Here is a 25,401-nt window from a genome sequence, read left to right on the forward strand (position 1 = left end):
TCCGTGTCGGTGTCCGTCGTGATCCTATGAACCCCGCTCGGCCCCGGCTCAGTTGGGCACGCTGAGCGGGAGCTTCCGGATGCGCCGTGGTGCGCGGGGGCGCATCCGGTGCGCCGGGGTGTGCGCCCTGGGAAGGGGGCCCGCCCCGTGGGAGGATGGGCGGACGAACGCTGTCGACGGTCGCCCTCGCCCCTGGGACATCCCATGAACGTCTGGCTCCGCTCACGTGTCATCGGCGTCGTGGTCGTCGCCGGTCTGTCCCTGTCGGCGTGCGGCGGCGGGGAGCGCGGGGAGGACACCCCGTCGTCCGCCGCTCCGGCGCCGTCCGGGTCGGCCGTGAGCAGCCCGGCCCCACCAACCGGCGCGGCTACCGGCTCGTCCGGTGCCACACCCACCACCCCGGGTCCCGGGGACCCGGCCGGCACCGCCGCGCCCGCTCCCCCACCCGCCGCCCCGGATCCGGGACTTGGCGACCTCCAGCCGATGTGGCCGTTCACCACACTCGCTCAGGCGCGGGCGTGGCAGCGTGAGCACCGGTCCGGGGGGCATCAGCCCTGGCACCTCGACGCGGAGCGGACCGCGCTGGCGTTCACCCGGAGCTTTCTCGGCTTCCAGGAGATCGACCGGGTCACCACCCGGTCGATCGGCGCGACCCGGGCCCGGGTGGGCGTGGGGCTGAGCGGGTCGGAGGACTCCGGCAGCGCCGCCGTGGTGCACCTGGCCCGGCTCGGTACGGGCCGGGACGCGCCGTGGACGGTCGTGGGCACGAAGGACACGACGTTCACCCTGACCTCGCCCGCCTACGGCTCCGTGGTCCGCTCCCCCGTCACCGTCGGCGGCCGGATCACCGGCCTGGACGAGAGCATCCGGGTGCAGGTGCGCCAGCCGTCCTCCGACACGGTGCTGGGGACGGCCTGCTGCACCCCCGCCGGCGGCACCGGCCGGCTCTGGTCGGCCTCCGTCCCGTTCAAGGGGGCCAAGGACGCGGTGCTGACCGTCGTGGCGTCGACCGGCGGGCACATCGCCGAGGTCGAGCGCTTCACCGTCACGGCGGTGCGCCACGCGGCTGCCGGAGGCTGACCTTTGGCCGGGCGTCACCGGCCTAGGCTGACTCCATGACCCTCGACCTCTTCGCCGGTATCCCCGTCGCCGACTATCCGGCGGCGCTGTCCTGGTACGAGCGGCTGTTCGGCACGCCCCCCACCTATGTGGTGAGCGACACCGAAGCCCTGTGGGAACTCGCGGAACACCGGTCGGTGTACGTCGAGCGGCGTCCCGAACGCGCCGGGCACGCCATGCACACGGTCATCGTCACGGACCTGGACGGGACCGTGGCCGCGATCGCCGGGCGGGGGCTGGAGCCCGTGCAGCGGGAGACGTACGACAACGGCGTACGCAAAATCATCTACCAGGACCCGGAGGGCAACGAGTTCGGGTTCGGCGGGCTGCCCGCCTGAACCGCGGCTGCGGCGGCGCTGTCAGTGGCGCTGGCTACCGTGTGGTCATGATCGACGCCGATGACGTCCGCCGTATCGCCCTGTCGTTTCCCGAGACGGTGGAGAAGGAAGCCTGGAGCATCCCGACCTTCCGGGTGGCGGGCAAGATGTACATCACCATCCCCGACGACCAGACGTCGTTCGCCGTACGGTGCCCGAAGCACGAGCGCGCGGAGCTGATCGCCGCGGAGCCGGAGAAGTTCTGGGTACCGCCCCATGAGGCGAGTTCGGCGTGGGTACGGGTGCGGCTCGCCGCGCTGGAGGACCTGGCCGAGCTGCGCGACATCCTCGTGGACTCGTGGCGTCAGGCGGCTCCCGGCCGGCTCGCGGAGGAGCACCCGGATCTCAGACCCGGCGAAGGCACCGGAGGGTGAGCCGCCGCCCCCGCGGCCGGGGAAACGCGGCCTACCGGGGCGTGTCCGCCGCCGCCAGGCTGCGCAGCAGGGGCGCCGGGTCGGTGCCTCGGGGCAGGTCACTGACCTGCCCGTCGCCCACCTCCACCACCCGCCAGGCGCCGTCCTGCCGCAGGGCCATGTCCGTGGTGACGAAGCGGCAGCCCAGGGCGGCCACGAGGGGGCGCAGGGGCCCCGGGTCGGGCCGGGGACGCAGACCGGGGCTGTCGGGGTGCGGGGTGACCAGGACCGGGTCGCCGTCGACCCACCACACGCGCGCCTCGCCGACCGCGGTGCGGTAGTCCTCGAAGGCACGGACCACCACCCCGCCCGCGAGTCCGTCGCCCTGGCGTTCCACCAGGCGGGCGGCTGTGCGCGCGAGACGCCGCGCGTCGGCCAGGTCGGGGACGAAGCACGCCTCGTCCCACTCGTGCTTGCGGGACTTCACATAGTCCTTGAGGACGGCCGGTCCCCCGCCGAGGGGGCGCGCCGCCGCGCTGAGGCGTTCCGGGGACGGGGCCGAGCCGGGCTCGGTGGGCAGCCAGACGCTGCGCGGTGTGACGGAGGCGAAGGTGTCGTACCAGCCAGGGAGTTCATGGGCGCGCCGGTAGGCGTCCGGCGCGGTCAGCAGCGTCACCCCGCGCGCCGCCAGCGCCGCGTCCAGGGCCGTGTACTGCTCCGAGGTGACCATCCAGCCGCGGTACCACGCCGGGCCCAGCCCCTCCGGGACGCGGGAGACGGCCCGGCCCGGGTCGTCGGCCTCCAGGGCGTCGTGGTCGATCAGGGCGGTGGGCCGGCCCTGGTCCCGTGCCGTACGTGCCTCGTCCGCGAAGTGCCCGTCGGGGCGGCCCGGCCGCAACGGGTCGGCGCAGTGGATGAATGTCGCCCCCATGCGCGGCACTGTATCCGGTGGGCGCTCGCCGCCGCCCCGCCCGGGCACGGACGCCCAGGTGATGGGGCGGCGCTCGCCGCCGCCCCCGCCCGTACCCGCGCCGAGGTTCTCGGGCGGTGTTGTCAGTGGTGGGTGTGAAGCTGGCCGGTATGGACGACAGCATCCTCCGGCGCCGGGTGTACGGCGCCGATCATGACGACCCGGATCCCGGTCCGCGCCCCGACCGGGACTATGGCGAGCTGGTGGGCGGGCCTCTCGACGGGCTCCTGCTCGATGTGACGGGCTGGACCGGGGCGCAGCTGACGGAGGAGGTCCGGCTGCCGACCGAGATCGGCCGGTACGGTCCCGGCGGCCGGACGCACTACTGCCGCCGGGAGGCCGACCCGGCCCGCTGGGACTGGAGCGGGGACAGCCCCTGATGGCGGGCGGCTCGTCGTCGGGGACCGTCTCCGGTGGACCAGGGGGCGCGTGGGCGTCAGACCCGGCCGGGTGCCTCCTTCCATGCCAGGGCGAACAGCTCGTGGAGCGGCAGCGGCGGCAGGAGGTGGCTGAAGGGGCCCGTGACCGTCTTGCCGTCCGTGGTGGCCAGGTGCAGGGGCAGCTTGGCGGACTCCAGCGGCAGGTGCGGGGCCTTGATGTCGGTCCAGGGGCCGGGGACGAACGCGGTCCGCCCGGCGCGGGGGCGCTTCCCGGTCTCGATGACCCCGGCGGCGGCCAGTTCGGCCTGGGCCTTCTTGTGACGGGCCGCCGTCCAGCCGTTCCAGCGCCGGACGTTCTGGTCGGTGGGCCGGGCGAGCGCCAGGAGCTGGAGGTACAGCGCGGCGGCGTCCTGGCCCACCCCGAGGGAGCCTGCCACCTCGGTGAGCAGGCCGGGGGCGCTGTGGCGCGGGTTCGCCTCGTGGGCGCCCTCCGGGACCGGTGTGTCGAGCGCCCGCCGTACCAGGCGCGCCACACCGCCGTCGCGCGCGTACACCGCCTCGACGTGCCGCGCCGCCCGTTCCACGGGCGTGTCCCTGCGGCGGCCGGCGAGGCCGGAGGGGCGGACGAAGACCTCGCCCCCGGGGACGGCCACCACGAAGGAGCCGTCGTCGTAGACCCTCGGGGGGTTCTTCCTGCCGTCCTCGGAGACGGTGCACGGCAGCACCTCTCCCCCGTACGGGCCGAAGGCCGGGTCGTCCGGTGCGGAGGCGGCCAGTGCGGTGCTCCAGCCGATGGGGACCAGCATCCCGGGGTCGTCCAGGGTGCGCAGCACCTCGGTGTGCAGCCGGCGCGCGTGAGCCCTGGTGTGGTCGTCCACCGGGCGCTCGGTGAGGAGCCAGGCCAGGACTGTGGCGGTGCGGGTGTACGGGAGGTCCCAGGAGCGGACGGCCGGGCCGGGGGCGCCGTCGGAGTCGGTGTGGTGCAGGTACACCCTGCCGGTGCTTCCGGTGGCGAGGACGAAACGCGGGTGCCGGGGCGCCGGTTCGGCGGCCGTCGCCGGATCCGCCGCGGAGTCCGGGTCCGCCACGGAGTCCGGGTCCGCCGCGGCCTCCGTCTCGGGGGCGGGCTCCGGGGCGGGCTCCGGGGCGGCCTCCTGCTCTGCCGGGGCCGAGAGGCGCTGGGCCCATGCGACACCGAGCCCGAGGTCGGCCTCCAGGGCGTTCGCCAGCTCCTCGTCGGCGTAGGGGCGGCGGCCGACCAGCCGGTTCCACACGTCGGCCATCCGCTGGGCGGCACGGACCATGCCCCCGTCCGTCCACAGGTCGGCCGGGTCGTCGGGCACCCCGGCCGCCAGGACTTCGGCCACTCCCCTGGGGCCGATGCGGTACGGCAGGCCGTCGTACTCCGACGTGACGGTCTTGTCGGCCTTGTACGGCGCGGAGCGCAACAGCTTCCGGCGCTCCTCGTGGTTCATCGGGAGGGGCATCCCGGCCAGGACCAGGGTGGCCAGGGAACGCCGGGCTCCGGTGCGGCGGCTGAAGGCGAGGACGGCCTCGGGGTCGACGGGCAGCGGGCCGTGCGTGTCGAGCGCCCGGAGGAAGCGGGGCAGCCGGGAGGCGTCGTCGCGGGCGATGGTGACGAGGACCGTGCCGGGCTCCGCCGGCCGGTCCGGGTTGGTCACCTCCTCCGGCGTGATCGTCCCCTCGGGCGCGGGGGCATCGCCGGGCTGGACGAACCGCAGGGTCCCGGCCCAGTTGGGCGGTCCGGAGGGCGCGGCGCGCAGCCGCTCGTCGCCGAGGGAGGCCGCGGGGGCCCGCCCGGTGCGCCAGGCGGTGCCCCGGGCGGCGAAGGGCTGGCGGGCCCAGGTCTCCAGCAGCGCCCGGAGCGCGGTGCGGTCGTCGTCGCCGGTGGCGGTGACGGCCGCGCGCCAGGCGACGGCGTCGATGTGGCCGAGGAGGGCGCTCCAGTCGAACGGCGGGGAGTCGGGGGCGAGCCGCCGGGTCTCGTCGTCGAGGGCGCCGCTCAGGAAGGCGCCGTCGGCGGCCACGGCGGTCAGGGTGGCCGGGTAGGGCTGGGGCTCGCGCTGGTCGCTCATGGACCGGAACCGCGGCAGGAGCCCCCACAGCGCGGGCACCAGCCGGGTGTCGGGAACCTGGGCGGGCAGCCGGACGGCGGGGCCGGACCGCATGATGGCGACCCTGCGGGACAGGTCCTCGCGGCGGCGCAGGACGTCCGCCGCCAGCCGGGCGGCCCGGGTCACGGCGTCGGCGATCCGGGGGTGGGAGACCCCGGCCGGCAGGCGTTCGGGATCGGCGAGCAGGGCGCGGGCGGCCTCGTCGGTGAGGGCGCGCAGCGCGGCGGAGGAGGCGGGGTCCCGCGGGGTGAGGAAGTGCCAGAAGGCGGGCGGCGGGAACTGCGCCGCCGCGTGCGAGCGGCGTACGGTCGTATGGTGCCGTGCGCGGGACACGGGGAAGCCGGGCACCTCCCAGAGCAGGGAGCCGTCCTCGGCGGCGTGGCAGCGGATGGCCACCTCCTCGGCGAGGACGCCGTCCTCGCCGCCCTGGGGCATACGGACCACGCCCCAGGGTTCCTGTCCCGGGCTGGATACGCGATAGGTGGCGGTGCGGCCGTCGATCCCCTCCAGGACGAAGTCGGTGGGGGCCCCGCCGCGGTGCCCGGTGCGGTACAGGACCCGGAAGCCGACCAGGTCCCCGCGCTGTCCGAGCGGGGAGGCGGGGGCGTCCGGCGGCAGTGGGGCCAGGGTGCAGGCCCGGGAGAAGAGGGCGGTCCCGGCGGGGAGTTCGCGGGCGGTGAGGAAGGCCGGCAGGGTGGTGTCCTCCGTACGGGAGCCGGTGGCGGTGTCGAGCCGGGCCCACCCCTGGGAGTACGTCTCGGAGCTCCACATGTCGCGCCCGTCCCACATCTGGAGCTCGGTCGACGCGATGCCCGTGCGGTCGCCGGGGGTCAGGATGTGCTCGCCGTCGTGGCGGCCGCGCCGGTCGGCGGTCTCGAACTGGAAGCCGAGGCCCCCGTCGATGGAGCCCGCGTACGGGACGATGCCGCCCACGTTCTCGGGGGCGAACACCTTGTCCGGGCGGCCGGCCCAGAAGGCGTGCCCGGCCAGTCCGAAGCCGTCGGCGGCGCCGTACCCGACGAGGAAGTCCCCTCCGGCGTAGTGCACGGAGTACGTCGCGGCCCCGTCGGGGAGCGTGAAGGTCGCGGAGGCGCGCCGTCCCGCGTGGTCGAGGGCGACGGCACGGGTGCTCGTGTAAACGGTCAGCACGGGCCATGAGCAGGTCACACCGCGCACCTCGTCGCCCTGGCCCGCGAGTTCGGCGAGGACCTCGTCGAGGGCCGGCCAGCCCAGCTCGTCCGGGAGCCCGGCGCGCAGGGACCGGGCGAGCGGGCCGGTGAGGTCCAGCGCCGCGAGGGCCTCCTCGATGCCGTCCAGGGCGGTCGCGGTGGGCCGGTCGAGCAGCGTGGCCAGCTCGTCCACGGCCTCGTCGGCGGCTCCGAGTCCTCCGCCGCGCAGGGCGTCCAGCAGGGTGTTCACCCGGCGGTGCACCTCGGCGGCGATGCCCGCGTTCTCGGGCAGCCGGGTGATCGCCGTACCGGGCGAGCGGGATCCGGAGGAGCGGCCCCGCAGCATCTCCTCGTGGACGGTGCCCTCCAGCCGCGGTCCGAAGACCGGGTCCGCGGCGAGGGCCTTGAGGTCGCGGCGCGACCGGTCGGCCCAGAACTCCAGGGCCACGCGCGCGCCGGGGTCCTCCACGGGGATGCCCTCGGCGAGGCACGCGTCGAGCAGGTCGGCGTCCAGGCCGGTGTAGCGCCACTTGCTCCTGTGCAGGCAGACGGGGACGGCGGCGGCGCGCAGGGCCGGGGCGAGGAGGGGGACGAGCGCGAAGAGTTCCGGCGGCATCGGCTGGCGCATGATGCCGCCGGAGTGCGGCCGGAAGGCGTAGTGGGCGGCGAACCGCCCCAGCCAGGCGGCGTGGCCGCCCTCCGGGGTGATCCGTCCCTCGGCCACCGCCCGGAACGCGCCGGAGGCGTCGAGCAGGCGCAGCCAGGCCGCCGCGTCGTTCCTGGAGACGGGGAACAGCTCCAGCAGGGCGGCGTTGGTGGCGTCGTCCCGCGGGTGTCCGGCCAGGACGGCCGTCGCCGCGGTGAGCAGGGCGTCGGGCACGGCCTTCCCCCGGGACTCGGCCAGGACCGCGCCGAGGACACGGGCGTCCTCCTCCGTGCCGGCGCCGGCGGCCCGTGCGGAGGCGCGGATCCGGCGGGCCAGGTCGGCCGGCAGCTCGCCGGGCGAGGCGGCCCAGGCGGTGAGCAGCCGGACGTACTCCTGGTGGGCCTCCTCGGCCGGGAGGGTGTCGGCCAGCCATCGCTGGTACGCCGTCAGCTCCGTGGCGGGCAGCGCGCCGGCGCGGGCGAACAGCAGGGTGTTGGCACGGTGGTGGCCGGCGTCCACCGTGAGCGCGTGCTCCCGCTCGGCCTTCCGTGCCTCTCCGTACGCACGGGCGGCGTGGCGGGGTGCCTGGACGGCCGCCGTGAGCCAGTGGCCCACGGTGTCCCAGAACCACGGCCGGTGGGCGGGCGGCAGCGGGCGGGCCCGTATCGCCATCCTGTCCAGGCAACGGCCCGGCTTCTCCCGGGCGAAGGGCAACTCGCCCCGGGCGGCGTCCATCAGCTCCCGCGCCGCGGGCCCGGCGCCCGGGTCGTGCGCCAGCACCCAGTCGACGTACAGGGTCGAGGTGAACGGAACGGAGGGGAGCGCGACTGTCATGGCAGGAATCCTGGCACGGCCCACTGACACTCCAGGAGCCGCGCTCGTGTGGGCCGTTCACCCGCGGCCACGGCGAGGGCGCCGCCCTGTACGGCGGTGTCCCGCGCGGCGCGACCCGGGTGGCCGGGGCGTGGACACGGAGCGGGCCCAACCCGCCACCGTGCGAACGGCGTACGCCAGGAGTGAGCACCTTCCGGTCACCTCCGGTCCGTCATGGTCACCCGTTAATGTCGTCGCCCTCCGGCGCGTCCAGGGGTGACGGCGCAACCGCGCCGCGCTCTCTCACGGAAGATCGGGAGCCCTTGCATGACGTCGTCCCTGGAGTGGGTCGGATTGGTCACGGCCGCGCTGAGCGCGGTGCACGCGCTGGGCGCAGTGCGGCGCCGCCCCTGGAGGCGGCCCGTCCGGCGGGGACCCGGCGGTGGCAGCCGCGCGGGGCGGGAACGGTGCGGGTGCCGGGACCCGTGGGTGGTGCGCTTCGAGGCAGCCGACGGCAGCGCGCTGACCGTCTGGACGGTGCGGCGGGCCGCGGACGGGTGTCACGAGGAGACCTGTCTGTGGTGAGCGAGGTTCCGCCGGGCGAGACGTCCGAGCCCCTCGGGAGCGTCGGCAGGCGGCTGCTGGAGATCTATCCGGCGTACATGCGGCGGGCACCGGACGATCTGCGGCAGAGGTTCGACATCTCTCCCGCCCAGGGGCAGGACCTCGCACAGGAGGCGTTCCTGAGGGTCACGCGCGCGTGCCTGGAGGGGCGGGTGGCGCCGGGCGAGCATCTGATGCGCTACCTGCTGAGGGCGGCCCACAACCTCGCGGTGAGCACCTTCCGGCAGGAGCGGACGGTGCTGGTGGCGGACGCCCTGCTGGACCGGCTGCGGGAACGGCCGGCACCGCCGGTCCGGGACCTGGCGGTCCTCCAGGAGCTGGTCGTGCCGGCGATCGAGCAGATGGCACCCGGGCAGCGCAGGCGCATCGTCGAGCTTCAGGCGCGCGGGCTGGAGGACCGGGAGATCGCCGAGGCGCTCGGGATATCCCTGGGGAGCCTCAGGGTCCAGCGGCACAAGGCGATCGTCGAGCTGCGGCGCAGGCTCGTACGGCATTGCCGCCCACGGTGGCGGAAGGACACGGCGGTGCACGGAAAGGGAGTCAGGTGAGTGATGTGAGCGGGTACGACGGCCCCCTGGGCGACTGCTCGGAGCCGCCGGTTCCGGTCGGGCTCACCGAACTGCTCCGGGAGCTGGAGGGGCCCCGGGACTTCTGGGACCGGCCCTACGGGTCGGGGGACGGCGGCGCACCGGACGAGGCCGAGGAGGACCGGGGCCGGGCCAACTCCTGCTACCGGCTGGGCACCAGGGCCCTGCGCCGCGACGAACTCGGCGCCGCGGCCGACTGGCTCGGGCGCGCGGCGGAGCAGGGGCATCCGGGCGCGCTGTTCCGGCTGGCGGTCGTGGTCCACCGCCGCCTGGGCCCGGAGGGGCGGGAGGACGCGGAGTTCCTGGTCGCGGAGGCCGCCCGGTGCGGGCACGGCGACGCCGGTGCGCTGCTGCGCGCGGCCACGGGCGGGCCGGTGCCCACCGGGGCCGGTGACCGGGAGGACCCGGAGTTCGCCGACGAGGTACGGGAGGCCCTCGGCCTGCCGCGAGCGGTGCCGCGCCCGGGGGGCGTACGCGACGCGGGGCCGTACCCGGCAGGCCGCAGCGCGGGAGACTCCGCCACCGAGAACCGCGCCACCGGCGCTGCCTTGGCGGGCGATGCCATGACCGGCGGCGCCGGCGCGGAGGGTGCCGTGCGGAACGGATGCCCCGCCGTGCCCTCCGGGCGCCTGCTGGTCCCGGAGGAGGCGGCCGCGCGGCTGGTGTCGCCCCCGTCCGCCCCGGGCGGGCTGTGGGTCCCGCCCGAACCGCACGAACCGCCCGGGGCCGGCCGGCTCTGGACCCCCGCCCCGCTGCGGGCCCCCTCCGTCACCGATCTCGCCCAGCAGGTGCCCGAGGCGCGTGAATCGGCCGAGCGCTGGCAGCAGGCCATGCGGGCGCTGGACGTGCTGCACGCCCTCGGCGGCGCCGACGGGCCGATGAGCCCGGCGCAGCTCGCGCGCGGCACCGGGCTGGAGGCGGCGTCGCTGGAGCGGCTCCTGGAGTGGCTGTCCGGACAGGGCCTGGTGAGCGTCCCGGAGCCCGGCGCGTACACCGCCGGTCCCCTGCTGTGCGCCTGGACGCGGCACGAGGGCGCCGACCGGGAGGACGCCTTCCGCGAGGTCCTCTCCGGCCTGCGGGACGAGGTCGGGGCGGCGGTGTACGTCGGCCGGTACACCGACGGGGAGGTGCGGATCACCCAGTACGCGGCAGGTCCCCGCACTCCGGCGGTCCGGGAGCACGTCGACTTCCGCGAAGCCGCGCACGCCAGCGCGCTGGGCAAGAGCCTGCTGGCGCAGCTCGACTTCGAGGGCCGGATGGATCACCTCCACCGGCACCGGCCGCTGCGGCTGACGTCGCGCACCATCACCGACCACGCCCGGCTGTTCCGGACCCTCGACCACCATGGGCCGCAGGCGGCCCAGTTCGACCTGCTCGAATACGCGGACACGGAGGTGTGCGTGGCGTTCCCCCTCACCGTCGCCGGACGTGCCGGGTGCGTGGCGCTGTCCCTGCCCGTCTCCCGCCGCCACCGGCTGCTGGATGCGGCGAAGGCCCTGAGCGGCCGCTCGGCGAACCTGCTGGCCACCCTGCTGCTCGCGGAGGACCCACCTCCCGGGGCCGGCCGTGACCGGGGCACCGAGGAGCAGGCCGAGGCGTGCGCCGCGACCGGAAGGCCGCCGTCCGGGTGACGAAGACCGCCCGGGGAGGCATGCGAACGGGCCGTCAGGGGCACGCGACGGACATGGCCGGTGACACGGACGACGACATGCGGGTACGGCGACCGGGGGCGTGCGGACACCGGACGGTGCCGCACACGGCCGACGTGCGCGTCGAGGCGTGGGGCGCGAGCCGCGAGCAGTGCCTGGTGGAGGCGGTGCTCGGCATGGTCGAGTGCTTCGCCGACGTCTCGGGGACGCGCCCCACGGCCATGCGCCAGGTCCAGGTGGACGAGGGCACCGACGACGACGTGCTCGCCACGCTCCTCGACGAGGTCGTCTTCCGGCTGGAGGTGGACGGGGACGTACCGGTGGACGTCGAGGTGGAGACGGTGGGCGGCGGACTGGACGTGCGGATGGCCGTCACCGGAGTGGAGTCGGTGCCGATCACCGGGGCCGTGCCCAAGGCCGTCTCCTGGCACGAGCTGCACCTCGCCCCGGGCCCCTACGGCTGGTCGTGCGGGGTGACGGTCGACGTCTGAGTACCGGGACGGTCCCGTGGCGCGAGCCGTCTGCCGCCTCAGCCCTTGACCACGCCGAGCGGTACCAGGCGGGCCACCTTCCGGCACAGCCCGGCGCCCTCGCTCGCCTCCACCACCGCGTCGACGTCCTTGTACGCCTCCGGGGTCTCCTCGGCCAGGCCGCGCCACGAGACGGGGCGCACCGCGATGCCCTCCCCCTCCAGCCGGGCGCGCAGGTCCCTGCCGCCGACCGCGCGGGCCGCCTGGTGGCGGCTCATCACCCGGCCCGCGCCGTGGCAGGTGGAGTGGAAGGCGTCGCCGCCGGGGACGCCGGTCAGGACGTACGAGGCGGTGCCCATGGTGCCGGGGATGAGAACCGGCTGCCCCACCGGCCGCAGCTCTGCGGGCAGCTCCGGATGGCCGGGCGGGAAGGCACGGGTGGCGCCCTTGCGGTGGACGCAGAGCCGCCGCGGCCGGCCGTCGACGGGGTGCGTCTCGATCTTGGCGAGGTTGTGGGACACGTCGTACACCAGGGAGAGCCGGGCACCCGCCTCGCGGTGGAAGACCCTACGGGCGGCCTGGGCGAGCAGCTGCCGGTTGGCGCGGCCGTAGTTGGCCGCTGCCGCCATGGCGCCCAGGTAGGCGCGGCCCTCGGGCGAGTCGACGGGCGCGCAGGCCAGTTGCCGGTCGGGGACGCGAATGCCGTACGCGGCCATGGCGCGGTCCATGGCCCGGACGTGGTCGGTGCAGATCTGGTGGCCGAGGCCCCGGGACCCGCAGTGGATCATCACGCAGACCTGGCCGGGGGCGAGCCCGAACGCGCCGGCCACGTCCTCGTCGTACACCTCGGAGACCTGCTGGACCTCCAGGAAGTGGTTGCCCGAGCCGAGGCTGCCGACCTGGCCGATGCCGCGCTCACGCGCGCGTGCGCCGACCTGGACGGGGTCCGCGCCAGCGACGGCCCCGCCGTCCTCGCAGCGGAGGAGGTCGCGTTCCTCCCCGTGCCCCTCCTCCACGGCGTAGCGGGAGCCGCCCAGCAGGATCCGTTCCAGTCCGCGCGCGCCCGGTTCCCAGACACCGCCGGGTCCGGCGCCGCGCGGTGTCGCCGCGCCGAGGCCGTCCATGAGGGGGCCCAGGACCGGTTCCAGCGCCCGGCGGTCGCAGTCGGCGGCGAGCAGCCGTACCCCGCAGGAGATGTCGAAGCCGACGCCCCCGGGCGAGACCACGCCTCCGCCGGCGATGTCGGTGGCGGCGACGCCGCCGATGGGGAAGCCGTAGCCCCAGTGGATGTCGGGCATGGCGTACGAGGCTCCCACGATGCCCGGGAGGGTGGCGACGTGGGCGACCTGCTCCAGTGACTTCTCGGCGTCGCGCAGCAGCGCCCAGGAGGCGAACACCACGCCCGGGACCCGCATGTCCCCCCGCGGGGCGACCCGGAAACGGTAGGGGCGCTCCTCCACGTACTCCATCGCAGCCTCCGGCGTCGGCTCGCGGCCCCCGGGGATCGCTGTCCGCGTACCCTCCCTCCGGGCAGGGGAACGCGCGCGTGAAGCGGGCGTGGCGGGCCTCTGGTGCCCTGCGCGGGTTCAGCAGCGGAGACCGACGATGCCCCAGCCGCGGCGGTGCGCCTCCGTCACCACCTCGCCCCACCCCGTCAGGAGGTCCGCGAAGGAGTCGTGGTCGGGGATCCAGCCCCGGCGGTCCGCCGCGTACCGGGTGAAGGGCTCACGGAGGGTGGCGAGCCCCGGCTCCACCGTCCGCCACCATCCGGCCAGGGCGGCGAGTTCGGCGGGCGGGCACCAGACGAGCAGGCCGGCGTCCCAGGCCCCCTCCGGTACCGAGCGCAGCCCCGTGTCCTGTCCCGGTACGTCCTCCAGCCCCGTCCAGAACAGCCGGGACGCGAACCGGTCCAGCGCCGTCCGGAGATCCGGGTCGGTGTGTTCCCGCAGTCGCTCCCACCGCTCCCCCGCCCAGAAGTGCGGCTTGTACGAGTCGAGGGTGCGGCGGAAGCTGTAACGAACGCTCCACCCGGCTCCCGGCGCCGCCGGTGCGAGCCACCCGTCCTCGTCCTCGTCGGCCTGCCCGTCACCAGCCCCGTACGGGTCGTCCTCGCCGCCGAAAGCCGCGTCGATCAGTGCGGCCTCGCGCTCGCCCGGAGGCACCGCTTCGACGTGCGGCCAGTCCACGATCATCACTTCGATGCTCACGCCCATCCCGGCAGCGTAGGACGCGGCCCGGGGCCCGCGGCCCTCAGCCCTGCGCGGCGAGAAGGGGTGGCGGGGTAGTCCACGGGAGGCCGGGGCGGGTGAAGGCCGTGTGCAGGCGGGTGGTTCCGAGGATCCTCTCCACGGCGGCCGACGCGACGGGGAGCAGCAGCCGGGTGCCGGTGGTGCGGGCCCGCCGGCGGGCCCACAGGAGGACGCCCAGGCCGGAGCAGTCCAGGAAGGTGACACCGGAGAGGTCCACCAGGACGGTCGGTGACCGTGGCAGCAGGTCCTGGAGCGAGGTGCGCAGCTCCTCGCCCGTGACGATGTCCAGCTCGCCGGAGACGGCCAGTGTGGTGCCGCCGCCCGGGCGGGCGGTGGCGGTGATCCGGAACTCCTCGGTCATGCCCGTACGCCTCCTCGGTCGGCGGGGTCGGTCAGGGCAGGGAGGCGGCGGGCGCGGGGCCTCCGGGCGGGGCTGGTGGCTCGTACGACGAGGCGTTGAGGACGGCGGTCAGGAGCATCCCGACCAGGGCGACCACGAAGAGGATCAGCACGGTTCTCCGGCGCCAGTTCCGCCGCGGCGCGCCGGGTGGGGACGAGGGGCGGCCGGGCCGTTCGCGGCGGCGGGTCCTCCGGTCCGCCCGGCCTTCCTCGGCGGCCCGCTCGCCGGGGTCGTCGCCGGTGCCGGGGGCCGGAGCCGGGCGGCGGGCGGCGCCGTCGGCGGTGAACTGGTCGTTGAGCGTGTTCATCCGGGCGGCGAGCCCGGGATCGTCGCTGGTGAGCCCTTGCTCGATCGCCGCGAGGATGCGCCCTTCCGGTTCGTGTTCCATGGCAGCCACCTGCTTGGGGAAGGATTCAGGCCCGGGAAGCACTCTTTCCTGACAGCATTTTCCCCCATCCCCCGCCCGGCGGCCCCTCGTGCCCGGCGGAGGGCCCGGGACGCCCGGCGGCGGCCCCGGACCCTCGTATCCGCCGGCGGTCCCCGTGTGCCCGGCCGGGGGTCGCCGGGGGCCTCAGCCCGCGGCGACCTTGGCGGCGAAGGCGTCCAGGTTGGCCGTCATCCGGGCGACGCGCTCGTCCAGGGTGAGGGACTCCTCGTAGCGTCCCGAGCGCAGCTTCGGCAGCCGCTTGCCGCGCACGTAGAGCGGGCAGGCGAGGTCGGCGCAGAGGTAGATCCCCACGGTGTTGCCGTCACGCCCGCGGGCGCCCGCGAGGGGTGCGGCGAGCAGGGTCACCCCGGACGAGGCGTGACCGGTGAGGCAGATCTGGCAGAGGCTGGACTTCACCGCGCTGGTACGCCCCTGGGCCGGGACGCGCAGGGTGATGCCCAGCGGCCCCTCCGCGCGCGGGATCACGAGGTGGGCGCGCAGGGGCGCCCCGGGGTCCACCCAGCCGAGGAAGTCCAGGTCGTCCCAGGGGAGTTCGGCGAAGTCCGGCGGCGTCCGGAGCCTGGCGGCCTCTCCCTTGGTGCAGTTCACGAAGGACGAGCGGATCTGTTTCTCACTGAGCGGTTCCACGGGCGCCGACCCTACGCAGGGGCCGGCCGGGGTGCATCCGAATATCCCCGGCGCCGCAGGCCTCCCGGGCTCTAGCATGATCGCTCATGCCCACCCACGCACATGTCATCGACCGCGCCCTGGACCGGATCAGGGCCGGGTACGTGTTCCCCGGAAAGACCGCCGACATCGAGGCCGCGATCCGGCGCAGGCTCGCGGCAGGCGACTACGAGGGCCTCGACGGCCCCTCCTTCTGCGAGGCGGTGACGGCCCACCTCCAGGAGGTCTGCCCCGACCGGCACCTGCGGCTGCTGTGGACCGAGGAGCCGCAGGACCTGAACCCCGGCACCCAGGACGACGGCCGGGCCGCCTTCCTGGCGCTGCTCCGGGCCGAGAACCAGGGCATACGCCGCGTCGAGCACCTCGACGGCAACATCGGGCTGCTCGACGTCCGCCGGATCGCGGACGCCGGTGAGGGCGGCCCGGCGATCGGCGCCGCGATGCAGCTGGTCGCCCTCAGCTCCGCCCTGATCCTGGACCTGCGCGCGTGCCGGGGCGGGATGCCCGAGGGGGCGGCGCTGTGGTGCAGTCACTTCTTCGCGGACGACCAGGTGCATCTCAACGACATGTACGACCGCGCCACGGACTCCACGCGGCAGTTCTGGACCTCGGCGCACCTGCCGGGGCCGCGCTACCTGGACCGGCCCGTGTACGTGCTGACGAGCGCCCTGACCTTCTCGGGCGGCGAGGACGTGGCGTACACCCTGCAGGCCCTGGGGCGGGCGGTGGTGGTCGGCGAGACCACCCGCGGCGGTGCGCATCCGACGCTGCGCCACCCGGTGGCCGAGCACATCCTGGTCACGGTGCCCACGGCCCGTACCATCAACGCGGTCACCGGCGGCAACTGGGAGGGAACCGGGGTGCGTCCGGACGTCGAGGTGTCCGCCGGGGACGCCCTGGAGACGGCCTGCAAGGCCGCCCTCGAACGGCTCGGCGCCTGAGACGGCGCTCGGCGGGTGCCGTGACCGGGCAGACCGGTACGGCACCCGCCGGCGGGCGGCCTTCGGGCCGGTCAGGCGGAGACGATGTTCTCCGCCTGCGGGCCCTTGCGCCCGTCCGTGACGTCGAAGGTCACCTTCTGACCCTCCGTCAGTTCGCGGAAACCGGCGCCCGCAATGTGGGAGTAGTGGGCGAACACGTCCGGCCCGCCACCATCCTGGGCGATGAAGCCGAAGCCCTTCTCACTGTTGAACCACTTGACCGTTCCAGTAGCCATACCGGCCTCCTCAGGCTGAACGGCCCGCACGGTGCGGACCCGGAGAGTGCGGGCCCGACCAAGGGTGTGACAGCACGAACGCCCGTGATCGCGATCACGGGCGGACACTTCGGAACCACGACTTCTCTGCATCCGACCGTACCCGAACAGTGACCACCCTGCTACGCAGCGCACGCCTCCCGAGGTGTGTCGCCCCGGGTCGCCCCGGGTAGAGCCGGGTCGCTCCCGTGCCGTTTCCCGTGTCGCACCTGGGCCGCTCCTCCCCCGCGTGGCGCGCGAGGAACCCCGAGGGCACGCTGAGAAGAGGACTCCCCCCGAACTTCGCGCACCGAGGAGGTGGCTTTCCATGACGGAGCCCAGCGGTTCGAGGAATTCCGGTTCCGGCCCGGGTGCCCGGGGCCGGACGACCATCGCGGACGGGGTCGTCGCCAAGATCGCCGGGATGGCGGCCGGAGAGGTGGACGGCGTCCACGCCCTGGGCGGCGGGCTCGCCCGCACCGTGGGCGCGGTTCGCGACCGCGTACCGGGCGGGCGCTCCAGCGTCACGCGCGGTGTGAAGGTGGAGGTCGGCGAGCGTCAGAGCGCCATCGATCTCGAACTCGTCGTCGAGTACGGGGTCGCCATTGACGACCTGGCCGGCGATGTGCGCCAGAACGTCATCACGGCGGTGGAGCGCATGACGGGGCTGGAGGTCGTCGAGGTGAACATCGCCGTGGACGACGTCCACCTGCCCGACGAGGACGACGACGAGGAGGACTCGTCCGAGGGCCGGGTGCGGTAGAGCACCGCCGGCGGGGCGCCCGGCGGGCGGCGGGGCGGGAGTCACCGACGCCGTACGCCGCCGGAGCGCCCCGCCGGCCCTCGTGAGCCGCCGGGGCGGGCCGCCCGGCGTCGGGCTCAGGTCGGGTCAGTCAGGCCAGGTCGGGTCAGGTCAGGTCAGGTCAGGTCAGGTCAGGTCCGTCTTCCCGCCCGTCGTGTCCCGGTCGTGCTCGCTCTGCTCCTTGAGCCGGCGTGCCTTGTCCCGCAGCCGCTCGCGGTCGTCGGGGTCGGTGGCGCGCTCGGCCGCCTGTTCCAGCTGCTGCGCCTTCGCACGCATCTGCTGGAGCCGGTCACCGAATTCGTCCGTGCCGCTCATGGTGGTCCCGCCTTCCTTCCGATGGCTTCGCCGATGGGTCCGCGCCCGGTGCGACACCGGGCCCAGCTCAGCCAAACAGAGCCGTCCGGCATCCGCATCCCGGGGCTTTGGCCATTTTTCCACCGTGCGTGCCCCGGCCCTTCGGGGGTAACGGAAGCTGAGGCGGACCGACGTGAGTTGGGGGCGAATGATGGCGCGTACCGTGCTGCGCGGCAAGACGGCGGAAGCGGTGGACGGGCGGAAGCCCTCCCGGTGGGGCCGGGCGGTGGCGATGCTGCTGGCCTTCGCGGCGATGGTGGCCTTCGCCGTGGTACTGGCCCGGCTGACCCTGGAGCCCTCGGTGGCGTCCGAGTCGCTGACCCACAGCAATCTGCGGCCGGGTGACTCGATCCGTGACTACCTGTCCCAGCCCGCATTCCGGGACACGGTCAAGCAGCTGGGCGGGAACATCATGCTGGGCGTGCCGTTCGGCGTGCTGCTGCCGGTGCTCCTCCCCCGCGCCCGGGGGCTGCTCCGGGTGGCGGTGGCGACCGCGCTCGTGATGCTGCTGGTCGAGCTGGTCCAGGGAGCGTTGATCACCGGGCGGGCCTTCGACATCGACGACGTCCTGCTGAACACGACGGGCGCGCTGCTGGGATACCTGCTGATCGGCCGCCGCCTGGGCCGCGCCGTCCACCCCCGCCGCCGCCACTGGTGGCACCGCTACACCCGCCGCCCGGCGGACCCGGTGCCCTCCACGCCGGAGCGCTGACGCGGCGGAACGAGGGGACGCCCGGGGTTCATATGCGCCAGCCGCGGAGGCGGTCGGCGGCCTGGTAGACGGTGGCGCGGGCGGCCTGGATGTCGCGGACGAGTTCCACCAGGGCGCCGTACGGGGCGTCGATGCCCTCGCCCGAGGCGTGCATGTACGCGACGGCGACCTGGCAGGCGTACAGGCTGTTGCGGTGCGGCAGCGGCTGGAGGCGTACCAGGGTGTGCAGGAGCGCGGCGGCGCGCCAGGCGGGATCGGGGTCGGCGGTCGTGGGGCGGGGGATGCGGGTCTTGTGCCGGGCGACCGCGGCGACGAGGGCGGAGTAGTCCGCGATCGACACGTCCTCGGGGACGGCCTGTTCCTGGACGTCGAGCAGCCAGGGTACGTCGATGTAGAACACCATCAGGCGGCCGCGCCTCCGCGCCGGCCCTCGGCCGGGGGGATCTCGTCGGGGAACGCCTCGTCGAACTCCGCGCGGTGGGCCTCGCCCCAGGAGAGGGCGTACCGGACGAACTGGCGCCGCCGGCGCTCCCGCAGGGGGAGGTCGTGGACGTACTGCTTCAGCGACTTGCCCTCGGCGGCCGCCGCGGCGCGGACCTCCTCCAGCTCCTCGTCGGTGAAGGTGATGTTCAGGGACGGCATACCGGCCAGGGTACCTAGTAGGTACCTGGTCCGCCAGGGGCGTCCGCACCGCCGGGCGGCGGCGGGTGCGGATGGTGGCCTCAGGCGGGGTGGCCGGGGGCGATGTCCTTCGCGTCGCTGAACATGACCAGCGGGGGGCGCCCCGGGACCGGCGGGGACTCCTCGACCGGGTCGAGAAGGAACGCGACGTGGTCGCCGCCGTCGATCCGGCGGTCCACGCGGCCGACGAACCAGGCGCACGCCCCGGCCAGCACCGGCACGCCGTCCGGGCCCGGTCGCCAGTCGAGGTCGCGGAACTTGTCGGTGTCGTCCCCGGTCTCGCCGCCGAACCGCCGGGCGAGGGCGCCCTGTTCGGCGTGGAGGAGATGGACGGCGAGGTGGGTGGCGTCGCGCGCCACGCGGTAGGTGTGGTTGAGCACCGACAGCCAGACGGCGAAGCGGGGCGGGCGGATCGAGCACTGCGAGGCGAATCCGACGAGGCAGCCGGCCCGTTCCCCGCCGGCGGCCGCGGTCACGACGTACATGGGGTGGTCCAGCAGCTCGCTGAACGTGTCGAGTCGGGCCATGGGACCGACAGTAACGCGTCGGGCCCGCGCGGCCGGTCCGCCGGTACCCGCGGGCCCCGGCGCGGGCCGGGCGGGTACCGGGGCGGCGTGCGGGCCCGGTGCCGTGAGGCGGCCGCCCCGTCGGGGGGCGGCGGGGGTCAGCGCACCCAGACGTTGATGACCGGGGTGACGGCGCGCTTGCGGCTGTCGACCAGGCGCAGCTTGTTGTGGCCCTTCATGCCGAGCATGACGCGCATGCTGTAGGTGGAGCGGGAGGTGGTGTTCATCGACGCGGGGAGCGTCGCCCAGCGCTTGCCCTGCTTCTGCTGGAGGGTGACCTTGCTGCCCGGCTTCAGGCCGGAGACGACACCGCGGATGCGGAACTGCTGCCACGCCCTGACGCTCTTCGCCGTGACGGTGGCCGACGCCGTGGTCAGGCCGGTGGCGACGGCGGGCTTCTTCGGCGCGGAGGCCGGCGACGAGACCGCCACGGCCGTGCCGACCGAGCCGGCGACCAGCGCGGCGGCGGAGATGGCGGCGCCCCAGGTACGTGCGAACTGACCCATTGCTCTGTCTCCCAAAGTGAGGGGGGTGGCTTCAGCGCGCTCACCATAAGCACATGGGTCGATAACCGGATTATTCGACACGAAGCAGATGAATCAGATACGTCATTCGCGTCAACTCCAGTGCTGCGAGTAGTGCGCGCGCAGATGGTCCCGGTCGGCGCGCTCCGACAACAGCCACCGGACGATCAGCAGCAGCACCACGCTCACCCCGATGACCGCGAGCCCCGGGACCAGCTGCCGCGGCTCGACGATCCCGGTCACCTCACGCCGCCCGGTGTCGACGAGGGGCGGCCCGGCCGCCTGTGCGGGCGGCCCGCCCCCGGCGGCGTCGGGGGCCGGATCGGCGGACGGGGCGGAGGCGGTACCGCGGTCGGCCGCCGGCCGCCCGTCGATGATCCGTACGCCCAGCGCGGTCAGCGCCGAGGTGACCGGCTGGAAGAAGGTCATGCCGCCCTCGGTGCAGTCGCCGTTGCCGCCCGAGGTGACGCCGAGCGCGAGTCCCTCGGCGAGCAGCGGGCCGCCGCTGTCGCCCGGTTCGGCGCACACGGTGGTGGCGATCAGGCCGGTGACGGTGCCCTCGCGGTAGTTGACCGTGGTGTCCAGCCCGGTCACCCGCCCGGAGCGCAGCCCCGTGGTGCTGCCGCTGCGGAAGACCTGCTGGCCGACCACGGGGTCGGCGGCGCCCACGACCGGTACCTCGCGGCCCTCCCCGATGGCCACGGCGTTGGTCCCGTCGAAGGCGCCGCGGTCCTCGTACCGTACGAGCGAGAAGTCCTTGCCGGGAAAGGTACGGGCGACGGTGGTGCCGAGTCGGCCGCCGCCCTGTGTGCCGGTGAACCAGGGGGTGCCCACCGGGCCGCAATGCCCCGCCGTCAGAAGGAAGTTGTCGGTGCCGTCGGTGACGTTGAAGCCCACGGAGCAGCGTCCGGTGCCGTTGAAGATGGGGACCGCTCCGTCGATCCTGGTGGTGAAGGTCCCGGCGGTGCGCTCCATGCGGACGGCGTCCCCGGCCCGCCGCGTGACACCGGACATGCGGTTCCAGTCGGCGGCGGAGACGCTCCGGTCCGCGTAGACCTTCACCTGGTTGCTTGCGTAGTCCATCACCCAGGCGGTGCCGGGAACGCGCGGCGCCTCCTCCAGGGTGCGCCGGGCGGAGCGCAGGTCGCTCATGCTGTGGCGCTTGACCTCGGCCCGCGCGCCGGCGCGCCGGACCTCGTCGGCCGTCGCGTCGTCGGTCACGGCCACGACCGGCCGCCCGTCCGCCCCGATCCAGCTGCCTGCGGTACGCGACGTTCCCAGCCGCTCCACCAGGCCGGCCACCGCACCGGCCGGGGAGGCGGCACGGCCGGAGGCCGGACCGGCGCCCGGGGGCGGCTCGCCCGCGACCGCGTGGGTCACCATGAGGCCGCCGCAGAGCAGCCCTCCGACGGCCGCCAGCCTGATGGCCCGCCGGAGGGTGCGCCGCCCGTGCTTCATTCCTGGCCCCCAATGCCGTACCGGTGCGTTGTCGCCCTCCCATACGTGGGGGCGCGCCGTTCGGTTCAGCGGGCCGGGGGCATGGAATCACCCCGCCGGGTACCCGGACCCCTGGTCGGCACGAAAGGCACAGCGGTCGCGAGGAGGCGCTGATGAGCACCGTGAAGGAAGCCGTCGACGTGGACGTCCCCGTCCACACCGCGTACAACCAGTGGACGATGTTCGAGGAGTTTCCGCAGTTCATGGAGGGTGTCGAGGAAATCGTCCAGGTCGACGACCGGCACAACCACTGGAAGACCAAGATCGGTGGGGTGTCACGGGAGTTCGACACCGAGATCGTCGACCAGCTGCCCGACGAGCGGATCGCCTGGCGGACCGTGAGCGGTGACACCCAGCAGCGCGGCATGGTCAGCTTCCAGCGCCTGGACGAGACGCACACGCGCGTGGAGCTGGTGATGGAGGTCGAGACCAGCGGCCTGGCGGAGAAGGCCGCTGACATGACCGGCACGATCGACCGCCGGGTGAAGGGCGACATGCGGCGGTTCAAGGAGTACATCGAGGGGCAGGGCGGCGAGTCCGGCGGCTGGCGCGGCCGGATCAGGCCGGGCGACCGCTGAGGAGCCCACCGTCAACCCGTCACCGGGTCGGCTTTCCCTGGTCCGGCTTCTCCTGTGCGAGCTTCCCCTGGGCAGGCTTCCGCTGGGCAGGCTTCCGCTGGGCAGGGGCTTTTCCTGAGCCGGACCGGCGAGCCGTCGGGGCGGAGCCCCGCGTCCGAGCCGCGTCGGCGCCGGTTGTCCCGGCCCGGCGCGGCTCGTCGCCGTCTCGCGCCGTCCCGTCGCCGTCCGAGCCGCGTCGGCGCCGGTTGTCCCGGCCCGGCGCGGCTCGTCGCCGTCTCGCGCCGCCCCGTCGCCGTCTGCTGCCGTCTCAGCAGGGCATGCCCTGGGAGCGCAGCCAGTCGCACTGCGTCTCCCCGGAGGTCCGGCCGCCGTCGTAGGCGCGCGGGTCCTTGTAGCCGGGCCCCACGGGCTCGTGCGACTCGAAGACGCCGTCGCCGTCCACGTCCCCGCCGTCGGGCGTGATCGTCCCGCCCGGGTTGCGGCAGGCCGCCCGGTCGGCCGGATCGGTGGTGCACCGCCCGTCACCGGCGGCATCCTCCGCGGACACGGCGGTGGCCGCCCGGTGCGCGGCCGCGCCCTGCGCCGACGCCTGGTCGCCGAGGGCGCGGGAGAGCGGCGTACTTGCGGCGGTGAGCGACACCGCCGCGGGCCGTTCCTGCCGTGGACCGTCGGTGGAAGCGGGAGACGGTCCGGTGGCCGTCCCGCACGCGGACAGCGCGAGGGAGAGACCTGCGGTCAGTAGGACCGAGCCGGTGAGGACGGCGGAGCGGTGGCGAAAACGCGATGCTATGACCATGGGACGCCCACTTGCAGGATTGGCGTAAAAGGTGACGTTCACCCTACGGCGCCCCTGGTGGCGGGTCAACGGCCGGCTGACGACGGCCGCGGCTCGCCCCGCCGCGCCCGGGCCCCCGGTCCCTTGCGTTTTCCGGGTGCACGCGCGCGTGGCCGGGCTTCGGCCCGGGGGGAGCCGGTCGCCCGCCCGGGCACGGCCGTGTCGTCGGCGGGGTCGGTTCGTTGCACATTCCGGCCACCGATTCGGCCGATCCCCCCTCAGAACCAGGAGCATGTGATGTCTCGTCAGCCCCGCACCCGCCTGATCGCCGTCTGCGCCTCGCTCGCCGGTGCGAGCGTCGCCGCGGCGGCCCCCGCGATGGCCGCGGAGCAGCCGCCGACCTCCGTCGGGGCGCCGGTCGTCACCGACCTGAACAGCACCGGCCCGCTCAGCACCAACCCCGACACTCCCGGACAGCAGGCGTCGCCGCTGCCGGTCGGCGGCGCCCTGCTCGGCGGCCTTCCGGCGGGCCTCCCGGGCGGGCTTCCCCTCGGGGGCTGACCGCCCGCGCGGGCTCCGCCCCCTCCCCCGCCCCGCTCCGCTCCGGCTCCTCCCCCGCCCGGCCCCTCCCCCGCCCCGCTCCGCCTGAACGGGTGGCCGGCACGTCCCGTAGTAGGGGACGGACGAGTCACTCGTACGGAAAGGGGGGCGACGAGCCGTGCTGCGTCGCTGGAAAGGCCGCCGGTTCCGCGTGGACTACCCGCGCCGGGGCCGGCGGGGAGTCCTCCGGTGGGTCCCGTCGTGGCGGCAGGTCCTGGGGCTCGCGCTGTCCGGCTTCGCCGCGCTCGCGGCGCTGGTGGGCTATGTGTACGCCACGGTGCACACCTCGGACGTCAACGCCTACGCGCGGGCCGAGGCCAATGTGTACTACTGGGCCGACGGGACCCAGATGGTGAGTGTCGGACCGGTCAACCGGCAGAACGTCCCCCTGTCCGACATCCCCGCCTCCCTCCAGAACGCGGTGATCGCCACCGAGAACGCCACCTTCTACAGCGACCCCGGGTTCTCGGTGCGCGGGCTGGCGCGAGCCGTGGTGAACATGGCGCGCGGCCAGGAGGTCCAGGGCGGTTCGACCATCACCCAGCAGTATGTGAAGAACACCTACCTCACCCAGGAGCAGTCGCTCGACCGCAAGCTGCGGGAGCTGTGCCTGTCGGTCAAGCTGTCGCGGTCGCTGTCGAAGCAGGAGATCCTCCAGGGCTACCTGAACACCAGCTGGTTCGGCCGGAACGCGTACGGCGTGCAGGCCGCCGCCGTGGCGTACTACGGCATGGACGCCAAGGACCTCGACCCTTCGCGCAGCGCCTTGCTGGCCGCGCTGCTGAAGAGCGGTGAGCTGTACGACCCGTCGCTGAGCGAGGCGCACCACCGCCGTGCCGTCGAGCGGTGGTCCTATGTGCTGGACCGGCAGGTGGAGCTGGGCTACATGTCGGCGCGGGAGCGGGCCACCTACACCGTCTTCCCGGAGCCCCGGCCCGAGGCGGTGTCGACCAGCATGTCGGGGCAGATCGGCTACCTGGTCGACGTGGCGGACAAGTACATCAAGAACCGGACCGGCCTGACGACGGAACAGCTGGGTCGCGGCGGCTACCGGATCCGTACCACTTTCGACAAGCAGGAGGTGGAGCGGCTGCGCACCACCGTGGAGGAGGTCCGGCAGCGGGCCCTGGACCCGGCCCGCCGGATCGCCGACCGGGAGATCGAGATCGGTGCCGCGTCCGTCCGGCCGGGGGACGGGGCGGTGCTGGCGCTGTACGGGGGGTCCGACGCGACGAAGCACTTCGCCAACAACGCGGACACGGCGGGCGTTCCGGTGGGCACGGCCTTCACCCCGTTCGTGCTGGCGGCGGCGCTGCAGCACGGTGCGGGGTCGGTCGACGAGGCGTCCCCCGCCCTGCGCCGGGCGCTGGTCCGGGGCGACAACGGCCTGTACCGGCGGCTGGGCGCGGACGTGGGGCTGGAGAAGGTCCGTGATCTGGCGGTGGGTTCGGGGCTGCTGCCGCTGAGCATGGCGCCGCTGGAGCCGTCGTTCGCGGTCGGCACGTCGACGCCGAGCGCGATCAGGATGGCCGGCGCGTACGCGACGTTCGCGGCGGACGGGCGGCAGACCGACCCGTACTCGGTGACGGCGGTCAGCCACCTGGGCCGGCCGCTGGAGGGGCTGGAGCGGCCGGAGGGCCGGCAGGCGCTGGACGCCGAGGTGGCCCGCGAGGTGTCGGGCGCGCTGCGGGACGTCGCCGTGGACGTCATGGCGCCGGACGCCATACGGGCGCTGCCGCCGGTCTCGGCCGGCCGGACCGGTGACCGGGACCGGGTGCCCGCCTCGTGGTTCGTCGGCTACACCGGCCGGCTGTCCACGGCGGTGACGGTGTTTCGCAGCAGGCCCGGCACCGAGGGGCTGCTGCCCATGACGGGGGTGGCGGGCAGCACGTCGGACCGGGCGGACTTCCTGCCGCTGCGGGTGTGGTCGGGGTACATGACCGGCTCCCCCGCCTCACGGGCCGCCGGGGCGGAGTAACGGGGCGCCGTGCGCCGTCGCCGGTGAGCGCGGCGGGGCGCGGCG

Annotated in this window: 29 protein-coding genes; 14 read left to right on the top strand and 15 right to left on the bottom strand. The window is 74.8% G+C overall.

Annotation, left to right across the window (positions count from 1 at the left end):
* The first annotated feature begins 204 nt into the window (after window positions 1-204).
* The 3 genes from ACF08D_RS28060 to ACF08D_RS28070 are packed head-to-tail and all read left to right on the top strand — an operon-like array spanning window position 205 to window position 1,870.
* A complete protein-coding gene (locus ACF08D_RS28060) occupies window positions 205-1,080 on the top strand; it encodes a hypothetical protein (protein ID WP_392226476.1) in 876 nt (291 codons plus the stop codon).
* A 35-nt stretch (window positions 1,081-1,115) separates the two neighbouring features.
* Window positions 1,116-1,457, top strand: coding sequence for a VOC family protein (locus tag ACF08D_RS28065; protein WP_392226478.1), 342 nt, complete (start codon window positions 1,116-1,118; stop codon window positions 1,455-1,457).
* Window positions 1,458-1,504: 47 nt separating this feature from the next.
* Window positions 1,505-1,870, top strand: a complete 366-nt coding sequence (locus ACF08D_RS28070; RefSeq protein ID WP_392226480.1) for an MmcQ/YjbR family DNA-binding protein — start codon at window positions 1,505-1,507, stop codon at window positions 1,868-1,870.
* A 31-nt stretch (window positions 1,871-1,901) separates the two neighbouring features.
* Here ACF08D_RS28070 and ACF08D_RS28075 read toward each other — a convergent pair whose 3' ends face one another.
* Window positions 1,902-2,780: an ATP-grasp domain-containing protein gene (locus tag ACF08D_RS28075; protein WP_392226481.1), complete on the bottom strand. Its 879-nt coding sequence runs from the start codon at window positions 2,778-2,780 to the stop codon at window positions 1,902-1,904.
* Between the two features lie 149 nt (window positions 2,781-2,929).
* Between ACF08D_RS28075 and ACF08D_RS28080 the strand changes: the two genes are divergently transcribed.
* Window positions 2,930-3,199, top strand: coding sequence for a hypothetical protein (locus ACF08D_RS28080; RefSeq protein WP_392226483.1), 270 nt, complete (start codon window positions 2,930-2,932; stop codon window positions 3,197-3,199).
* A gap of 56 nt (window positions 3,200-3,255) precedes the next feature.
* On the opposite strand, the gene ACF08D_RS28085 is transcribed toward ACF08D_RS28080, so the two are convergent.
* Window positions 3,256-7,983 carry a hypothetical protein gene (locus ACF08D_RS28085; RefSeq protein WP_392226485.1) on the bottom strand — a complete coding sequence of 1,576 codons (4,728 nt, stop codon included), beginning with the start codon at window positions 7,981-7,983 and terminating at the stop codon, window positions 3,256-3,258.
* 306 nt (window positions 7,984-8,289) lie between these two features.
* Between ACF08D_RS28085 and ACF08D_RS28090 the strand changes: the two genes are divergently transcribed.
* The 4 genes from ACF08D_RS28090 to ACF08D_RS28105 are packed head-to-tail and all read left to right on the top strand — an operon-like array spanning window position 8,290 to window position 11,313.
* Window positions 8,290-8,547, top strand: coding sequence for a hypothetical protein (locus ACF08D_RS28090; protein WP_392226487.1), 258 nt, complete (start codon window positions 8,290-8,292; stop codon window positions 8,545-8,547).
* Window positions 8,544-9,134 (top strand): RNA polymerase sigma factor, encoded by a 591-nt coding sequence (locus ACF08D_RS28095; RefSeq protein WP_392226489.1) that lies wholly within the window; start codon window positions 8,544-8,546, stop codon window positions 9,132-9,134. The genes ACF08D_RS28090 and ACF08D_RS28095 overlap by 4 nt, the downstream gene beginning before the upstream one ends.
* Window positions 9,131-10,804, top strand: coding sequence for an IclR family transcriptional regulator C-terminal domain-containing protein (locus ACF08D_RS28100; RefSeq protein WP_392226490.1), 1,674 nt, complete (start codon window positions 9,131-9,133; stop codon window positions 10,802-10,804). The genes ACF08D_RS28095 and ACF08D_RS28100 overlap by 4 nt, the downstream gene beginning before the upstream one ends.
* A 53-nt stretch (window positions 10,805-10,857) precedes the next feature.
* Complete coding sequence (locus ACF08D_RS28105; protein WP_392226491.1) at window positions 10,858-11,313, top strand: archease; 456 nt, start codon at window positions 10,858-10,860, stop codon at window positions 11,311-11,313.
* Window positions 11,314-11,351: 38 nt separating this feature from the next.
* Here ACF08D_RS28105 and ACF08D_RS28110 read toward each other — a convergent pair whose 3' ends face one another.
* From ACF08D_RS28110 to ACF08D_RS28130, 5 genes are all read right to left on the bottom strand, one after another.
* Window positions 11,352-12,761: an RtcB family protein gene (locus tag ACF08D_RS28110; RefSeq protein ID WP_392226492.1), complete on the bottom strand. Its 1,410-nt coding sequence runs from the start codon at window positions 12,759-12,761 to the stop codon at window positions 11,352-11,354.
* Window positions 12,762-12,878: 117 nt separating this feature from the next.
* Complete coding sequence (locus tag ACF08D_RS28115) at window positions 12,879-13,499, bottom strand: hypothetical protein (protein WP_392226494.1); 621 nt, start codon at window positions 13,497-13,499, stop codon at window positions 12,879-12,881.
* Window positions 13,500-13,542: 43 nt separating this feature from the next.
* On the bottom strand, window positions 13,543-13,902 hold the full coding sequence (locus ACF08D_RS28120) for an STAS domain-containing protein (RefSeq protein WP_392226495.1): 360 nt from the start codon (window positions 13,900-13,902) through the stop codon (window positions 13,543-13,545).
* A gap of 31 nt (window positions 13,903-13,933) precedes the next feature.
* The gene (locus ACF08D_RS28125; RefSeq protein WP_392226496.1) at window positions 13,934-14,329 is read right to left on the bottom strand and encodes a hypothetical protein; all 396 of its coding nucleotides are present in this window, start codon (window positions 14,327-14,329) and stop codon (window positions 13,934-13,936) included.
* 183 nt (window positions 14,330-14,512) lie between these two features.
* Window positions 14,513-15,016, bottom strand: coding sequence for an FBP domain-containing protein (locus ACF08D_RS28130; protein WP_392226498.1), 504 nt, complete (start codon window positions 15,014-15,016; stop codon window positions 14,513-14,515).
* An 86-nt stretch (window positions 15,017-15,102) separates the two neighbouring features.
* Here ACF08D_RS28130 and ACF08D_RS28135 point away from each other — a divergent pair, with 86 nt between their 5' ends.
* On the top strand, window positions 15,103-15,996 hold the full coding sequence (locus ACF08D_RS28135) for a S41 family peptidase (protein WP_392226500.1): 894 nt from the start codon (window positions 15,103-15,105) through the stop codon (window positions 15,994-15,996).
* Between the two features lie 71 nt (window positions 15,997-16,067).
* On the opposite strand, the gene ACF08D_RS28140 is transcribed toward ACF08D_RS28135, so the two are convergent.
* Entirely contained in the window at window positions 16,068-16,271 is a 204-nt protein-coding gene (locus ACF08D_RS28140; protein ID WP_392226501.1) for a cold-shock protein, read from the bottom strand.
* Between the two features lie 346 nt (window positions 16,272-16,617).
* Between ACF08D_RS28140 and ACF08D_RS28145 the strand changes: the two genes are divergently transcribed.
* Window positions 16,618-17,052, top strand: a complete 435-nt coding sequence (locus tag ACF08D_RS28145) for an Asp23/Gls24 family envelope stress response protein (RefSeq protein ID WP_392226503.1) — start codon at window positions 16,618-16,620, stop codon at window positions 17,050-17,052.
* 165 nt (window positions 17,053-17,217) lie between these two features.
* Here ACF08D_RS28145 and ACF08D_RS28150 read toward each other — a convergent pair whose 3' ends face one another.
* On the bottom strand, window positions 17,218-17,406 hold the full coding sequence (locus ACF08D_RS28150) for a DUF6381 family protein (protein WP_392226505.1): 189 nt from the start codon (window positions 17,404-17,406) through the stop codon (window positions 17,218-17,220).
* A 271-nt stretch (window positions 17,407-17,677) separates the two neighbouring features.
* Here ACF08D_RS28150 and ACF08D_RS28155 point away from each other — a divergent pair, with 271 nt between their 5' ends.
* Window positions 17,678-18,157: a VanZ family protein gene (locus ACF08D_RS28155; RefSeq protein ID WP_392227074.1), complete on the top strand. Its 480-nt coding sequence runs from the start codon at window positions 17,678-17,680 to the stop codon at window positions 18,155-18,157.
* A gap of 28 nt (window positions 18,158-18,185) precedes the next feature.
* On the opposite strand, the gene ACF08D_RS28160 is transcribed toward ACF08D_RS28155, so the two are convergent.
* The 5 genes from ACF08D_RS28160 to ACF08D_RS28180 form a co-directional block, all read right to left on the bottom strand.
* Window positions 18,186-18,560 (bottom strand): toxin Doc, encoded by a 375-nt coding sequence (locus tag ACF08D_RS28160; protein WP_392226507.1) that lies wholly within the window; start codon window positions 18,558-18,560, stop codon window positions 18,186-18,188.
* Window positions 18,560-18,799 carry a hypothetical protein gene (locus ACF08D_RS28165; RefSeq protein ID WP_392226509.1) on the bottom strand — a complete coding sequence of 80 codons (240 nt, stop codon included), beginning with the start codon at window positions 18,797-18,799 and terminating at the stop codon, window positions 18,560-18,562. Before ACF08D_RS28165 ends, ACF08D_RS28160 begins: the two co-directional genes overlap by 1 nt.
* 80 nt (window positions 18,800-18,879) lie before the next feature.
* Window positions 18,880-19,365 carry a flavin reductase family protein gene (locus tag ACF08D_RS28170; protein WP_392226510.1) on the bottom strand — a complete coding sequence of 162 codons (486 nt, stop codon included), beginning with the start codon at window positions 19,363-19,365 and terminating at the stop codon, window positions 18,880-18,882.
* A 137-nt stretch (window positions 19,366-19,502) separates the two neighbouring features.
* Entirely contained in the window at window positions 19,503-19,910 is a 408-nt protein-coding gene (locus ACF08D_RS28175) for a hypothetical protein (protein ID WP_392226512.1), read from the bottom strand.
* A 111-nt stretch (window positions 19,911-20,021) separates the two neighbouring features.
* The gene (locus ACF08D_RS28180) at window positions 20,022-21,386 is read right to left on the bottom strand and encodes a S1 family peptidase (protein ID WP_392226513.1); all 1,365 of its coding nucleotides are present in this window, start codon (window positions 21,384-21,386) and stop codon (window positions 20,022-20,024) included.
* A 152-nt stretch (window positions 21,387-21,538) separates the two neighbouring features.
* Between ACF08D_RS28180 and ACF08D_RS28185 the strand changes: the two genes are divergently transcribed.
* Window positions 21,539-22,003 (top strand): SRPBCC family protein, encoded by a 465-nt coding sequence (locus ACF08D_RS28185; protein WP_392226515.1) that lies wholly within the window; start codon window positions 21,539-21,541, stop codon window positions 22,001-22,003.
* 307 nt (window positions 22,004-22,310) lie between these two features.
* Here ACF08D_RS28185 and ACF08D_RS28190 read toward each other — a convergent pair whose 3' ends face one another.
* Window positions 22,311-22,643, bottom strand: coding sequence for a hypothetical protein (locus ACF08D_RS28190; protein ID WP_392226517.1), 333 nt, complete (start codon window positions 22,641-22,643; stop codon window positions 22,311-22,313).
* A gap of 432 nt (window positions 22,644-23,075) precedes the next feature.
* Between ACF08D_RS28190 and ACF08D_RS28195 the strand changes: the two genes are divergently transcribed.
* Both ACF08D_RS28195 and ACF08D_RS28200 read left to right on the top strand, forming a co-directional pair.
* Window positions 23,076-23,339, top strand: a complete 264-nt coding sequence (locus ACF08D_RS28195) for a hypothetical protein (protein ID WP_392226519.1) — start codon at window positions 23,076-23,078, stop codon at window positions 23,337-23,339.
* Between the two features lie 157 nt (window positions 23,340-23,496).
* Window positions 23,497-25,356: a transglycosylase domain-containing protein gene (locus ACF08D_RS28200; RefSeq protein ID WP_392226521.1), complete on the top strand. Its 1,860-nt coding sequence runs from the start codon at window positions 23,497-23,499 to the stop codon at window positions 25,354-25,356.
* Window positions 25,357-25,401 lie beyond the last annotated feature (45 nt).

Source organism: Streptomyces sp. NPDC015131 (genome assembly GCF_043079975.1).
Classification (GTDB): domain Bacteria; phylum Actinomycetota; class Actinomycetes; order Streptomycetales; family Streptomycetaceae; genus Streptomyces.

Coding starts and splice junctions, on each gene's coding strand:
- ACF08D_RS28080 (WP_392226483.1), top strand. CDS start 2,930: ATGGACGACAGCATCCTCCGGCGCCGGGTGTACGGCGCCGATCATGAC.
- ACF08D_RS28165 (WP_392226509.1), bottom strand. CDS start 18,799: ATGCCGTCCCTGAACATCACCTTCACCGACGAGGAGCTGGAGGAGGTC.
- ACF08D_RS28065 (WP_392226478.1), top strand. CDS start 1,116: ATGACCCTCGACCTCTTCGCCGGTATCCCCGTCGCCGACTATCCGGCG.
- ACF08D_RS28135 (WP_392226500.1), top strand. CDS start 15,103: ATGCCCACCCACGCACATGTCATCGACCGCGCCCTGGACCGGATCAGG.
- ACF08D_RS28105 (WP_392226491.1), top strand. CDS start 10,858: ATGGCCGGTGACACGGACGACGACATGCGGGTACGGCGACCGGGGGCG.
- ACF08D_RS28170 (WP_392226510.1), bottom strand. CDS start 19,365: ATGGCCCGACTCGACACGTTCAGCGAGCTGCTGGACCACCCCATGTAC.
- ACF08D_RS28090 (WP_392226487.1), top strand. CDS start 8,290: ATGACGTCGTCCCTGGAGTGGGTCGGATTGGTCACGGCCGCGCTGAGC.
- ACF08D_RS28060 (WP_392226476.1), top strand. CDS start 205: ATGAACGTCTGGCTCCGCTCACGTGTCATCGGCGTCGTGGTCGTCGCC.
- ACF08D_RS28075 (WP_392226481.1), bottom strand. CDS start 2,780: ATGGGGGCGACATTCATCCACTGCGCCGACCCGTTGCGGCCGGGCCGC.
- ACF08D_RS28155 (WP_392227074.1), top strand. CDS start 17,678: ATGCTGCTGGCCTTCGCGGCGATGGTGGCCTTCGCCGTGGTACTGGCC.
- ACF08D_RS28140 (WP_392226501.1), bottom strand. CDS start 16,271: ATGGCTACTGGAACGGTCAAGTGGTTCAACAGTGAGAAGGGCTTCGGC.
- ACF08D_RS28160 (WP_392226507.1), bottom strand. CDS start 18,560: ATGGTGTTCTACATCGACGTACCCTGGCTGCTCGACGTCCAGGAACAG.
- ACF08D_RS28110 (WP_392226492.1), bottom strand. CDS start 12,761: ATGGAGTACGTGGAGGAGCGCCCCTACCGTTTCCGGGTCGCCCCGCGG.
- ACF08D_RS28150 (WP_392226505.1), bottom strand. CDS start 17,406: ATGAGCGGCACGGACGAATTCGGTGACCGGCTCCAGCAGATGCGTGCG.
- ACF08D_RS28120 (WP_392226495.1), bottom strand. CDS start 13,902: ATGACCGAGGAGTTCCGGATCACCGCCACCGCCCGCCCGGGCGGCGGC.
- ACF08D_RS28085 (WP_392226485.1), bottom strand. CDS start 7,983: ATGACAGTCGCGCTCCCCTCCGTTCCGTTCACCTCGACCCTGTACGTC.
- ACF08D_RS28180 (WP_392226513.1), bottom strand. CDS start 21,386: ATGAAGCACGGGCGGCGCACCCTCCGGCGGGCCATCAGGCTGGCGGCC.
- ACF08D_RS28185 (WP_392226515.1), top strand. CDS start 21,539: ATGAGCACCGTGAAGGAAGCCGTCGACGTGGACGTCCCCGTCCACACC.
- ACF08D_RS28125 (WP_392226496.1), bottom strand. CDS start 14,329: ATGGAACACGAACCGGAAGGGCGCATCCTCGCGGCGATCGAGCAAGGG.
- ACF08D_RS28195 (WP_392226519.1), top strand. CDS start 23,076: ATGTCTCGTCAGCCCCGCACCCGCCTGATCGCCGTCTGCGCCTCGCTC.
- ACF08D_RS28070 (WP_392226480.1), top strand. CDS start 1,505: ATGATCGACGCCGATGACGTCCGCCGTATCGCCCTGTCGTTTCCCGAG.
- ACF08D_RS28175 (WP_392226512.1), bottom strand. CDS start 19,910: ATGGGTCAGTTCGCACGTACCTGGGGCGCCGCCATCTCCGCCGCCGCG.
- ACF08D_RS28145 (WP_392226503.1), top strand. CDS start 16,618: ATGACGGAGCCCAGCGGTTCGAGGAATTCCGGTTCCGGCCCGGGTGCC.